Source organism: Streptomyces sp. NPDC005494 (assembly GCF_042872025.1).
In the GTDB taxonomy this organism is placed as follows: Bacteria; Actinomycetota; Actinomycetes; order Streptomycetales; family Streptomycetaceae; genus Streptomyces.
Genome location: NZ_JBIAJR010000001.1, coordinates 242,717 through 255,145, shown reverse-complemented (window position 1 = coordinate 255,145; position 12,429 = coordinate 242,717). Strand labels below are relative to the sequence as shown.

Annotated in this window: 10 protein-coding genes; 7 read left to right on the top strand and 3 right to left on the bottom strand. The window is 72.6% G+C overall.

The window, feature by feature from the left end:
• Nucleotides 1-56: 56 nt before the first annotated feature.
• From ACFYQ6_RS01175 to ACFYQ6_RS01160, 4 genes are all read left to right on the top strand, one after another.
• Nucleotides 57-578, top strand: a complete 522-nt coding sequence (locus ACFYQ6_RS01175; RefSeq protein ID WP_361583330.1) for a pyridoxamine 5'-phosphate oxidase family protein — start codon at nucleotides 57-59, stop codon at nucleotides 576-578.
• Nucleotides 579-637: 59 nt separating this feature from the next.
• Nucleotides 638-1,267 carry a TetR/AcrR family transcriptional regulator gene (locus ACFYQ6_RS01170; protein WP_361583327.1) on the top strand — a complete coding sequence of 210 codons (630 nt, stop codon included), beginning with the start codon at nucleotides 638-640 and terminating at the stop codon, nucleotides 1,265-1,267.
• A gap of 581 nt (nucleotides 1,268-1,848) precedes the next feature.
• Nucleotides 1,849-2,052 (top strand): cold-shock protein, encoded by a 204-nt coding sequence (locus ACFYQ6_RS01165; RefSeq protein ID WP_015607926.1) that lies wholly within the window; start codon nucleotides 1,849-1,851, stop codon nucleotides 2,050-2,052.
• A 206-nt stretch (nucleotides 2,053-2,258) separates the two neighbouring features.
• On the top strand, nucleotides 2,259-3,875 hold the full coding sequence (locus ACFYQ6_RS01160; protein WP_388759630.1) for a DEAD/DEAH box helicase: 1,617 nt from the start codon (nucleotides 2,259-2,261) through the stop codon (nucleotides 3,873-3,875).
• 153 nt (nucleotides 3,876-4,028) lie between these two features.
• Here ACFYQ6_RS01160 and ACFYQ6_RS01155 read toward each other — a convergent pair whose 3' ends face one another.
• The 3 genes from ACFYQ6_RS01155 to ACFYQ6_RS01145 form a co-directional block, all read right to left on the bottom strand.
• Nucleotides 4,029-5,126, bottom strand: coding sequence for an ankyrin repeat domain-containing protein (locus tag ACFYQ6_RS01155; RefSeq protein ID WP_388759627.1), 1,098 nt, complete (start codon nucleotides 5,124-5,126; stop codon nucleotides 4,029-4,031).
• A 36-nt stretch (nucleotides 5,127-5,162) separates the two neighbouring features.
• A complete protein-coding gene (locus ACFYQ6_RS01150; RefSeq protein WP_388759624.1) occupies nucleotides 5,163-6,068 on the bottom strand; it encodes a hypothetical protein in 906 nt (301 codons plus the stop codon).
• 269 nt (nucleotides 6,069-6,337) lie between these two features.
• Nucleotides 6,338-8,143, bottom strand: a complete 1,806-nt coding sequence (locus ACFYQ6_RS01145; RefSeq protein ID WP_388759621.1) for a beta-galactosidase family protein — start codon at nucleotides 8,141-8,143, stop codon at nucleotides 6,338-6,340.
• 126 nt (nucleotides 8,144-8,269) lie between these two features.
• On the opposite strand from ACFYQ6_RS01145, the gene ACFYQ6_RS01140 reads away from it, so the two are divergent.
• From ACFYQ6_RS01140 to pepN, 3 genes are all read left to right on the top strand, one after another.
• Nucleotides 8,270-9,115 carry an AraC family transcriptional regulator gene (locus ACFYQ6_RS01140; RefSeq protein ID WP_361583468.1) on the top strand — a complete coding sequence of 282 codons (846 nt, stop codon included), beginning with the start codon at nucleotides 8,270-8,272 and terminating at the stop codon, nucleotides 9,113-9,115.
• 110 nt (nucleotides 9,116-9,225) lie between these two features.
• Nucleotides 9,226-9,549, top strand: a complete 324-nt coding sequence (locus ACFYQ6_RS01135) for a chorismate mutase (RefSeq protein ID WP_145802271.1) — start codon at nucleotides 9,226-9,228, stop codon at nucleotides 9,547-9,549.
• A 152-nt stretch (nucleotides 9,550-9,701) separates the two neighbouring features.
• Entirely contained in the window at nucleotides 9,702-12,254 is a 2,553-nt protein-coding gene (gene pepN / locus ACFYQ6_RS01130; protein WP_361583312.1) for an aminopeptidase N, read from the top strand.
• The last annotated feature ends 175 nt before the right edge of the window (nucleotides 12,255-12,429 follow it).

The following is a 12,429-nucleotide window of genomic DNA, read 5'->3' as shown; positions in this document are numbered from 1 at the left end:
CCGATCCCAGGACACGCGACAAAGCCCGACAGCAGATGTCCTGATTAAGGGGTTCGATGGCATCCATGACATCGAGCACCACACCCAGCACCTGGCAGGACTTCCGCGCGGCGGAGCCGGCCTTCGCCGACACCGTGCAGAAGCGGTTCCAGCTGTACAAGCACCACGTCCTCGCGACCCTGCGCAAGGACGGCTCCCCCCGGGTCACCGGCCTGGAGGTCGAGTTCCGGATGGACACCCTGTGGCTCGGCATGATGCCGAACTCCCGCAAGGCACTCGACCTGCGCCGCGACCCCCGCTTCGCCATCCAGGCCAATCCGGGCCCGGACGCCGAGATGGCCGACGGGGACATCCGCGTCTCCGGCCTGGCGGTGGAGGTCACCGACCCCGCCGTACGCGCCCGTTTCGTCGAGGAGGTGACCCCGCCCGAGCCCTTCCTCCTCTTCCGCGCGGACCCCGCCGAGGTCGTCCGCACCGGGCTCGACGGCGACGACATCGTCCTTCAGGTCTGGCGCCCCGGCCGGCCGCTGCGCACCCTGCGCAGGAGGGGCGACGACAGCCCGGTCCGCGAGTCGTGACGCCCTGACCTGCGGGCACGCGGTCCCGGGCGGCCCGCGGCCGGGCGGACAATGGGGGAGTGCCTACCAAGAAGAAGCCCACGGCGGCCTCGCGGCCGGGGCGTCGCCCCGAACTGCTGGCCGTCGCCGCAGAGGTCTTCGCCGCGCAGGGGTACGACGCCACCACCATGCGCGGGATCGCGGACGAGGCGGGGATGCTCGCCGGGAGCCTCTACCACCACTTCGATTCGAAGGAATCGATGGTGGACGAGATCCTCTCCACCTTCCTGGCCGGGCTCCGGACCGCGTACGACACCGTGCTCGGCTCCGGACTCGGCCCGGGGGAGACGCTCGAAGCCCTGGTGGCCGAGTCCTTCCGGCAGATCGGGCGGAACCCTGCGGCCGCCGCCATCTACCGGACCGAGGCGGCGCACCTCGCCACCCGGCCCCGCTTCCGGTACCTCGCGGAGGCTCAGCCGGTGTTCGAGGACGTGTGGCTCCGCACGCTGGAGCGTGGAGCCGCCGAAGGGACGCTCAGCGCCGGCCCCGACATCGGGCTCACCGCCCGCTTCATCGGTGACGCGGTCTGGGGTGCGGCCTCCTGGTACCGGCCGGACGGCGCACACGGCCCCGCCGACCTCGCCCACGCGTACCTCGCCCTGCTGCTGGACGGCCTCGCGCCGCGCGGTGACACAACCCGGCGTGGATGACGCCGCCTGGCGTGGATGGACACCGCCCGGCTCGGGGGCCGCTCGGGGCTCCGGCAGCCCCTCCCCGGCCCGGGGGCCCGGGGCACCCGTACGGCGTAACGGCGTGGGGCGAATCCGGGTGACGGTACGGGGCGGATCCGGCGGAATCCCCCTTCCTCGCGCGCGCGGTGGCGCGGGCGCGCGTGTGGCATTCAGGTGAACCGTGCGTGCCCCGCGCCGCTGCCGGCCGACGTCCGGAACGCATGCCTCCGTCGCCGGGTGAACCCCCGTGGACCCTTGGGGGAACTGCCTGGGGGGCGTGCGGGAAAGCGTGGGGAACCCACCGTGAACAGCCCCCGCCACCCACCGCGCGGGCGGAAATCTCCGGCGCGCCGGTACGGAGTGATCTGCCGCTCCGCGACAGAACGTGCTACGGTTGCCCAGTTGCAGTTTTGGTACCCATGAACTTTATGTGCGCCTGACGGGAACCCTCCATCAGGCGCTTTATTGTTTTCCGGCTTTCTCCGGATGGGGCTCAATGCGGCGACTTGGAATTCGTAAAGTGCGGATTTCCGGCACTGCACCTCTTTTAGGAGAATGACATGGCTACTGGAACCGTGAAGTGGTTCAACTCGGAAAAGGGCTTCGGCTTCATCGAGCAGGACGGCGGCGGCGCCGACGTCTTCGCCCACTACTCCAACATCGCCACCCAGGGCTTCCGTGAGCTCCAGGAGGGCCAGAAGGTCTCCTTCGACGTCACGCAGGGCCAGAAGGGCCCGCAGGCGGAGAACATCGTCCCGGCCTAATCTCCGGACGCGTACCTCGCAACCGGGGCCCGCACCGTCAAGGTGCGGGCCCCGGTTTGTGCTGTTTCCGGCTCGTCCGGCTCCCGTCGGCCTTTCCGCCGGGACATCTGCTCTGTGCATGCATCCTGGGGCGCACATCGAGCAGTCCGCAGCAGGCGGCAGACACACCAAGCAATCCCAGGAATCCCCCAGGAGGGCAATTCCGTATGACCCGCTCCGAACGCCAGGACCGACCGACCCGCAACCGCCCGACCGCAGGGCGCGGAGCGAACCGGCCGCAGGCGAACACCCGTGGAGCCGGCAGGGCACCCGCCCGCCGCAGGCCCGCGCCCGCGCAGGGCGGCGAGTTCGCGCTGCCCGAGACCATGACTCCCGCGCTGCCCGCCGTCGAGGCGTTCGCCGAGCTGGACATGCCCGCCGCGCTGCTGAAGACCCTCGCCGCACAGGGCGTGACCGACCCCTTCCCCATCCAGGGCGCCACCCTGCCGAACTCGCTGGCCGGCCGGGACATCCTCGGCCGTGGCCGCACCGGTTCCGGCAAGACCCTGGCCTTCGGCCTGGCCCTGCTCGCCCGCACCGCGGGACGCCGCTCCGAGCCGCACGCCCCGCTGGCGCTCGTCCTCGTCCCCACCCGTGAGCTCGCCCAGCAGGTCACCGACGCGCTGACCCCCTACGCCACCGCCGTGAACCTGCGCGTCGCCACCGTCGTCGGCGGCATGTCGATCGGCAGGCAGTCCGGCGCGCTGCGCCGCGGCGCCGAAGTGCTCGTCGCCACCCCCGGCCGGCTGAAGGACCTCATCGAGCGCGGCGACTGCCGACTCGACCAGGTCGCGATCACCGTCCTCGACGAGGCCGACCAGATGGCCGACATGGGCTTCATGCCGCAGGTCGTCGCGCTGCTCAAGCAGGTCGAGCCCGACGGGCAGCGGATGCTCTTCTCCGCCACCCTCGACAAGAACATCGACCGGCTGGTCAAGATGTTCCTCACCGACCCGGTCGTGCACTCCGTCGACCCGTCCGCCGGTGCCGTCACCACGATGGAGCACCACGTGCTCCACGTCCTGGACGAGACCGACAAGAAGGCCGTCGCCACGAAGATCGCCGCCCGTGAGGGCCGGGTGATCATGTTCGTCGACACCAAGCGTGCCGCCGACCGTTTCGCCAAGCGGCTCCTCGCCAGCGGTGTGCGGGCCGCGGCCCTGCACGGCGGACGGTCCCAGCCGCAGCGCAACCGGACGCTGGACCAGTTCAAGAACGGCCAGGTCACCGCGCTCGTCGCGACGAACGTCGCGGCCCGCGGCATCCACATCGACGACCTCGACCTGGTCGTCAACGTGGACCCGCCGACCGACCACAAGGACTACCTCCACCGCGGCGGGCGCACGGCGCGCGCCGGGGAGTCCGGCAGCGTCGTGACGCTCGTGCTGCCCGAGGAGAAGCGCGACATGACCCGGCTGATGCAGGACGCGGGCATCGCGCCGCGCACCACCCGGATCAAGTCCAGCGACGAGGAGCTCAGCAAGATCACGGGCGCCCGTGAGCCGTCCGGTGTCGCGGTCGTCATAGAGGTTCCGCAGCCCACGCAGCCCAAGCCTCGTACGCGCGGCACGGGCAACGGCTCCGGCGCGGGCACCGGCGGGTCCTTCCGCTCCGGCAGCCGAGGCCGTGGACGTCGTGGCGGTACGGGCGCGGGCTCGGCCGCCGCACCGGGCACCGGCGCGACCCGCGGCGGCGCGGGCGCCTCAGGCCGCGCGGCCGGCTCCGGCCGCGCCGGTGGCACCGGGCGCGGCAACGCGCCCGGGCGTGGCCGCCGGGCCGCCTAGGGCCCCTCCCGTCCGGAGCACGCAGGGCTCGCCGAGCCCGCCGATCCGTACGAAAACCCTGGTACCGGGGCGTGGTGACCGGCCTCGCCCGTCACCACGCCCGGCGCCCCACAGCCGGGCCGGCCTCATGGGCCGGCCCGGCGGTGCGGGCGCCTACGCGTATCCGCCGGGGCCCGCGCCCCCGGCGTCCCCCGGCCCCTCCCCGTACATGCCCAGCGCACGCACCGCCGCCTCGGCCGCCACCGGCGCCCCGGCCCGGGCGAGCTCACGCAGCAGCGGCACCGCCCGCTCGGCGAACGGCCTGGCGCCCGCGTGGAACCCGAGCCGCGCCAGCACGTCCACCCCGAACAGCTGCCGCAGCGGATCCCCGCTCACCGTCCAGGCCGCGGCAGCCTGGAACGTCTCCTCGTCGCCGCGCTGCCACAGGGTCCCCACCGCCACCAGCCAGTTGTCGACCCCCGGCCCGCCGCCCCGCAACGCCCTGACCGCCAGCTCCTCGAACGGCGCCCTCAGCCCCAGCGCGTCCTCCAGGAGCGTCGCGATCGCCCCGTGCCCCGTCTGCCGGTCCTGCGACGCGAACGGCACGCCGTCCCGCAGCAGTTCGACCGTGACGGTCACCCCGCCGTCCTGCGGCGCCCGGCGCACCTCGTACGCGTGCCCCTCGTCCCCGTACAGGCTCCGCAGCGCGCTCCGCAGCTCCTGCTCCACGTCCGACGCCGGCCCACGCCGGGCCTCCTCCAAGGCGGGTGCCAGGTTGCCGGCACCGTGCCGGAGCAGAGCCCGCACGGTGTGCACCGACCCCCGCCGGGCCGCGACCAGCAGCGGGACCTCGCCGTGCGGGCCCGGCAGGTCCGGGTCCGCACCATGGGCGAGCAGGATCTCCACCACCCGCGCATGACCGAGGCCCGCAGCCCAGCGCAGCGCCGTGAAGCCGAACTCCTCGCTCAGATCGGGCTCGGCACCCGCCGCCAGCAGCGCCTCGACCACCTCGGCGTGGCCACCGCAGGCCGCCCCGCACAACGGCAGGTCGCCCTGGTCCGGCCCGCTCGCCCGGTTCGGGTCCGCACCCGCCGCCAGCAGCAGCCGCACCGCTCCGGGAAGGTCCTGCACGGACGCCAGATACAGCGCGGTCGTCCCCTCCGCGTCGGCCGACTCGGCAGAGACGCCCGTACGCAGCGCCCCGACGACGGCGTTCTCACCGTCGTACAACGCCTCGAAGAGGCTGTCGACACCATCCGGACGATTCGTCATACACCGACCCTACGGCCACCCGTCCGCGAACCCTGCTCAGGTGTCGCACTCCAGGACCGTGCGGCACAGCCCGCACCGGGCCCGCGTCCTGCCGCGGACCGGGACCCGGACGCGCTGGTGACAGACGGGGCACGTGAAGGAGACCCGCAACCCCTCCGCCCCGGTCTCGAAGGCGTACGGAAGGGACGGGTCCCGGCCCGCGCCCGGACGGTCCCCGGCCAGCCGACGTTCCTTGGCGTAGCGGCGCCGGCCCGCCCATCCCGCGGCGGTCAGCGGCGGCCGCTGCAGATCACGCAACGCCTCCGCCCGCCCCCTGGTGTACGCCGTGTACGCCTGAGGGCTGGTGAACCAGACCGACGGGTCCTCCCCGAACACCATCGCGCGCTTGGCGAGCACGTAGCCGAACTCCTCGGGGGTGAGATAGCCCAGCTTCTGGCTGGAGACCGCGTCCTGGCGGAAGGCGTCGAGCAGGAGCCAGCCCGCCCCGAGGTAGGCCGTCACCGTGTCGGTGAGGATCTCGTTCTCCCGGGTACCGGGGAGCTCCAACCCCAGCCGGTGCAGCAGCACATGGGTGATCTCGTGCGCGAGCGCGGCGCCGATGTCCCGCCGGTGCGTACGGAAGCGGTCGTTGAGCTCGACGAAGTACTCGGGCCCGGCCGTGAGCTCGACACTCGCGGCGTGCTCCATCCGCCGGAAGCCGACGACGACACGCGCCTGCGGCAGCCGCAGATGCCGTACCAGCGCGCCCGCCACCCGCTGCGCGCCCGGATACAGGTCGTCCACGTCGGAGAAGGCCACCTCCGCGGGGGACAGGCTCGCGGCGTACGAGCGCACACCCTCGGGGGACAGACGCCGGTACAGCGCCGTGATCGCGGACCGTACGGCGTCGAGATGCGGGAAACCGTGGACCACCGGCCCGCCCCCGCCACTTCCCTCGCTCACGTCCAGACCCCCTCCGGCAGCCCTCGACGGACCTTCACTGTAGGCCGGGTCACCGGCGCCGCGCGCGGACGGTGCCGGTACGGGCGCGCGGCTGTGCGACGGAGGGCGGTTACGGGTGCGCCGCCGTGCGACGGTGGCCGGTACGGGTGCGCGGCTGCGCGACGGTGGCCGGTGCGGGTGCGCGGCTGTGCGACGGGGGGCGGTACGGGTGCGCGACGGTGGGCGGTGCGGGTGCGCCGCCCTGGTCGGTGGCGGTCCTCCCGCCCCGCTCAGTCCAGTTCCTCCCCGGGGACGTCTTCCCCGACGGGCGCACCCGGGCCCAGCTCCACGAACAGCTCGCCCGCCGCCTCCAGCTCCAGCACCCACACCTCGTTGGTTCCGTCACGGAGCACCGGCCCCGGCACGTACAACGGACGCCGGCGCCCCACCGACCAGTAGCGGCCCAGGCAGAATCCGTTCACCCACACGAACCCCCGTGTCCAGCCCGGCAGTTCCAGCCCCGCGTGCCCCGTCCCCGTCGCGTCCGCCAGCTCGAAGGACCCCCGGAACAGGCCCACCGGTCCCACCTGCCCGGCATCCTCGAACACCACCCGGTCCACCGCTCCCGGCACCTCGAACGCGTCCAGACGCAGCGCCCGTGCCCGCACCCCGTGCAGGAACTGCCGCTCGTGCAGCACCCCGCCGGTGACGCCCTTCGGCTCGCCCAGCCGCGGCCCGTAGTTGACCCGGCCCAGCGACTCCACCCACAACTCCACCTCGGCGGGCCCCGCCACCGGCTCCTCCAGCGTGTGGTCCTCCTCCGTGAGCACCCCCGCCCGCACCCCGTCCACGTACACCACAGCCCGGTCCCGCAACCCCGTGACACCCAGCGGATACGCCTGCCGCGGCCCCGGCACACCCACCCGGTAACGCACCACACCCCGGTCCACACCCAGGTCCTCGAAGGTGGGCGGCACCCCCGACTCCGCCGTCTCCGGATCGCCCAGCGCCTCCAGCACATCCCCCGGCGACGCACCCCGCGTCAACTCCACCCGCACCCGTCCACGCAGCCCCACCGGCTCCGCCGGCAACTCCGGCAGCGGGCCTTCCCCGTACTCGGCCAGCACCTCACGGAACCGCCAGAACTTCTCCGTGGCCCGCCCGTACTCGTCGACCGGCGCGCCGTAGTCGTACGACGTCACCGTCGGCAGCAACGCCCCGTCCTGCAGCGAACCCGAACGGTTCGCCCCCGACCACCCGGCGAAGTTCGTCCCCCCGTGCGCCATGTACACATTCACCGACGCACCGCACTCCAGGATCTCCCGCAGCTCCGCCGCCGTCCCCGCGGGATCCCGCACCACCCGCTCGCCGCCCCAGTGCTCGAACCAGCCGCACCAGAACTCCATGCACATCAACGGACCCCGCGGCCTGTGCCGGCGCAGCACCCCGAACGCCTCCCGCGCCCCCGAACCGAAGTTCGCCGTGGCCGGCAGACCCGGAACCGAACCCCCCGTCAGCATGTGGTCCTCCGGCCCGTCCGACGTGAACAGCGGCACCGTCACCCCGCACCGCCGCAACAGACCCGCCAACTCCTCCAGATGGACCCCGTCCGAGCCGTAACTCCCGTACTCGTTCTCCACCTGCACCATGAGCACCGGCCCGCCCCCCGTGACCTGCCGGTCCACCACCTGCGGCAGCAGCTCCCCGAACCACCGCCCCACGGCCGCCCCGTACCCCGCGTCCCTCGTCCGCACCCGCCGCCCGAACCGCCCCGTCACCCACGCGGGCAGCCCACCGTTCTCCCACTCGGCACATATGTACGGCCCCGGGCGCACGATCGCCCGCAACCCCGCCCGCTGCGCCGCGTCCAGGAAACGGCCCAGCGCCCCCACATCCCGGAACTCACCCGGCCGCGGCTCGTGCAGATTCCACGGCACATACGTCTCCACACAGTTCAGCCCCATCGCCCGCAGCATCGACAACCGGTGCCCCCACTGCGCCTCGTGCACCCGGAAGTAGTGCAAAGCCCCCGACAGCAGCCGCACCGGCCGCCCGTCGAGCAGGAAGTGGTCGTCCTCCACGCGGAAGTCAGTCATCGTGCTCGTACGCTCCTGAGTGCGAGATCCCCGAACCGGCCCTCAGCATCACCCCCGGGCACACCCCGGTCCATGGAGAAAGACCGCCGACAGTTGGACGCAACGCCCCACGAGGAGGCGAAACCGGTGCACCACACCTGGATGCGCTTCTTCACCCCCAGCCCCCGCCACCACCGCCTCGGCCTCGCCTGCCTCGGTGTCGGCCTCCAGCACGGCGCCCTGCCCACCGTCGGCCCCCGCACCCTCGACCACCACACAGCCGTCCTCGTCAACACCGGCAGCGGCTGGATCACCGCCCCCGACGGCCGCCGTACCGCCGTCACCGCACCCAGCCTCATCTGGCTCACCCCCGGAACGCCCCACCACTACGGCGCCGACCCCACCGGCTGGGACGAGAGCTTCGTCGACTTCACGGGCCCCGCCACCACCACCTACACCGAACTCGGCTACATCGAACCCGACCGCCCGCTCGTCCCCCTCACCGACACCGCGGGCCCCCGCGCCGCCATCAGCCGCATCGTCCGCGCCGCACGCCACGACAACCCCCTCCTCGAAGTCGAAGCAGGCGCCGCACTCCACGAACTCCTCGTCGCCCTGCGCCGCGCACGCGCCGACACCGGGCCCGACGGCACATCCGTACTCCAGGCCCTCGCCCGCGACGCCCTCCAGCCCCTCACCGTCGCCGAACACGCCGCACGCCACGGCATGACCCCCGCCGGACTGCGCGCCGCCGTGAAACGAGCCACCGGACACACCCCCAAGGACTACCTGCTGAACATCAGGCTCAGCCACGCCAAGGAACTGCTCGCCGCCACCGACCTGCCGGTCGCGGCCGTCGCCCGCCGCGTCGGCTACGACGACCCCGCCTACTTCTCCCGCCTCTTCGCCCGCCGCGTCGGCGCCCCGCCCGTGCGCTTCCGCGACCGCCAGGCACGCACCACCCCCGACAGCCGGCCCGACCCGGCCCTCTGACCACGCGCCCGCCCCGGCACCCACCCGCCCCGGCCCGCCGGGCACTGCCGGACCGGCCCCCGCACCCACCCGCGACCAGGCCACCACGGGTGCGTCTAAGCTCGCTGACCATGACCACGAGCGACATCGACGCCTACGCCACCGCCGAGCTGAACCGACTGCGCGAAAGCATCGACAACATCGACGCCGCAGTCGTCCACATGCTCGCCGAGCGCTTCAAGGCCACCCAGCAGGTCGGCCACCTCAAGGCCGAACACCACCTGCCGCCCGCCGACCCGGCCCGCGAAGCCCGCCAGATCGCCCGGCTGCGGCAGCTCGCCGAGAGCGCCAAGCTCGACCCCGCCTTCGCCGAGAAGCTCCTGAACTTCATCGTCGCCGAAGTCATCCGCCACCACGAGCGCATCGCCGAGGAGACAGCGGGCCCCGACGCCTGACCCGAACCGGCCGCGTGCGGCACCCCCGCCGCAGGCGGCCGGCACCCCGCACACACCCCCGGACACGCCGTGGCGCAGCGGGCCCGCACCGCCCGTCAGCCCTGCGAGAACCCCACTGCACACGCCCCCGGCCGTACGGCAGCATGGGCGCCATGTCCGTACTGACGCGCAACGAAGCGCAGACCCGCGCCCAGCTCCTCGACGTACACCGGTACACGGTCGACCTCGACCTCACCACGGGCGAGGAGACCTTCGACTCCAGGACCGCCATCCGGTTCACCGCCCACGAGGCCGGAGACACCTTCGTCGAGATCAAGCCGGAAACCCTGCGCGCCCTCAGCCTCGACGGACAACCGCTGGACCCGGAACGCCTCGACGGGAACCGCTACCCCCTCGACCGCCTCACCGAAGGCCCCCACGACCTCACCGTCGACGCCACCATGCGCTACTCCCGCACCGGCGAAGGCATGCACCGCTTCACCGACCCCGCCGACGGCGAGACCTACGTCTATACCCAGCTCTTCATGGACGACGTCCAGCGCGTCTTCGCCGCCTTCGACCAGCCCGACCTCAAATCGGTCTTCGACATCACCGTCACCGCCCCCACCGGCTGGACGGTCCTCGGCAACGGAACCACCACCCAGGCCACCGACGGCCGCTGGACCATCGCCCCCACCCCACCCATCTCCACCTACCTCGTCGCCGTCGCCGCCGGACCCTGGCACTCCGTCACCACCCACCACGCCGGACTGCCCTTCGGCATCCACTGCCGCCGCTCCCTCGCCCCCCACCTCGACGCCGACGCCGACGAGATCCTCGGCATCACCCGCGCCTGCTACGACCGCTACCACGAGAAGTTCGACGAGCCCTACCCCTTCGACTCCTACGACCAGGCGTTCGTCCCCGAATTCAACGCCGGCGCCATGGAGAACCCCGGACTCGTCACCTTCCGCGACGAATTCATCTACCGCTCCGCCGTCACCGACACCGAACGCCAGACCCGCGCCATGGTCATCGCCCACGAGATGGCCCACATGTGGTTCGGCGACCTCGTCACCCTCACCTGGTGGGACGACATCTGGCTGAACGAGTCCTTCGCCGAGTACATGGGCTACCAGACCCTCACCGAAGCCACCCGCTTCACCGACACCTGGACCGACTTCGGCGTCGCCCGCAAGGGCTGGGGCTACGACGCCGACCAGCGCCCCACCACCCACCCCGTCGCCCCCGACCCCGACTCCGTACCCGACACCGCCTCCGCCCTCCTCAACTTCGACGGCATCTCCTACGCCAAGGGCGCCTCGGCCCTGCGCCAGCTCGTCGCCTGGCTCGGCGAGAAGGACTTCCTCGCCGGAATCAACACCCACTTCACCCGGCACAAGTTCGCCAACGCCACCCTCGCCGACTTCATCGACAGCCTCGCCACCGCCACCGACCGCGACGTCCACACCTGGGCCACCAGCTGGCTCCGCACCACCGGCATCGACACCCTCACCGCCCACGTCGAGAACACCGGCAACAGCTGGAACCTCACCGTCGACCGCACCGGCAACCGCCCCCACCGCATCACCGTCGGCACCTACGACCACAGCCTCGACACCCAGACAGGCACCGAACAACTCGTCCTGCGCGACCGCTTCGAACTCGACATCCCCCAGGACGGCACCCCCGCCACCCACCCCGGCCGCCGCCCCGACCTCGTCGTCCTCAACGACAACGACCTCACCTACGCCAAGATCCGCCTCGACACCCCGTCCTGGGACACCGCCCTCACCCACCTCTCCGGCATCCCCGACGCCCTCACCCGCGCCCTCCTCTGGAACACCGCCCGCGACATGGTCCGCGACGGCGAACTCCACCCCGCCACCTACCTCACCGCCGCCCGCACCCACCTCCCGTACGAGACCGACCTCGCCCTCGTCCAAGGCGTCCTCGGCTTCGCAGCCACCCACATCGCCGACCGCTACCTCGCCCCCCAGGACCGCCCCACCGCCCTCGCCACCCTCACCTCCCTCTGCCGCGACCTCCTACGCCGCACCGAAGGCCTCACCGCCAAGGACTGGGAACCCCACCACGACGGCACCCCGCCCGGCAGCCCCGACCCCGGCCTCCGCCTCACCGCCGTACGCCACTTCATCGACGCCGCCACCCAGCCCGACGGCATCCAGAACTGGCTCACCGAAGGCACCGTCCCCGGCGGACCCGAACTCGACCCCGAACTCCGCTGGCGCATCCTCACCCGCCTCGCCGTCCTCGGCGCCACCGACGAAGCCGCCATCACCCACGAACTCGGCAACGACCCCAGCGCCACCGGACAGGAAGGCGCCGCCCGCTGCCGCGCCGCCCTCCCCACCCCCGAAGCCAAGGAAGCCGCCTGGCAGGCCATGTTCACCGAGGACACCCTGTCCAACTACCTCTTCACCGCCACCGCCCAAGGCTTCTGGCAACCCGAACAGAGCGACCTCCTGAACGACTACGTCGCCCGCTACTACCCCGACGCCACCGCCCTCGCCGCCCGCCGCGGACCCGCCATGGCCGAAGCCGCCGGACGCTACGCCTTCCCCGCCCACGCCATCGACACCGACAGCCTCCGGCTCGGCACCGCCACCCTCGACGACCCCGCCCTCACCCCCGCACTCCGCCGCAAACTCACCGACCAGCTCGACGACCTGCGCCGCGCACTCGCCGTACGCGAAGCCCACTGACCCACACACCGCAACACCCCTGTGCCCGGCCCTTCGACAGAAAGGCCGGGCACAGTCGTACGGGCGACGAACGCCTATACCAGCCCCACCGCCACCCACCCACCCACACCGCACAGCAGTACCCCTTTCGGGTTCAGATCGTTGGGCTCTTCGGCCGCCCCCTCCGAAATCCGGA

Coding starts and splice junctions, on each gene's coding strand:
- ACFYQ6_RS01155 (WP_388759627.1), bottom strand. CDS start 5,126: ATGACGAATCGTCCGGATGGTGTCGACAGCCTCTTCGAGGCGTTGTAC.
- ACFYQ6_RS01135 (WP_145802271.1), top strand. CDS start 9,226: ATGACCACGAGCGACATCGACGCCTACGCCACCGCCGAGCTGAACCGA.
- pepN (WP_361583312.1), top strand. CDS start 9,702: ATGTCCGTACTGACGCGCAACGAAGCGCAGACCCGCGCCCAGCTCCTC.
- ACFYQ6_RS01175 (WP_361583330.1), top strand. CDS start 57: ATGGCATCCATGACATCGAGCACCACACCCAGCACCTGGCAGGACTTC.
- ACFYQ6_RS01165 (WP_015607926.1), top strand. CDS start 1,849: ATGGCTACTGGAACCGTGAAGTGGTTCAACTCGGAAAAGGGCTTCGGC.
- ACFYQ6_RS01145 (WP_388759621.1), bottom strand. CDS start 8,143: ATGACTGACTTCCGCGTGGAGGACGACCACTTCCTGCTCGACGGGCGG.
- ACFYQ6_RS01160 (WP_388759630.1), top strand. CDS start 2,259: ATGACCCGCTCCGAACGCCAGGACCGACCGACCCGCAACCGCCCGACC.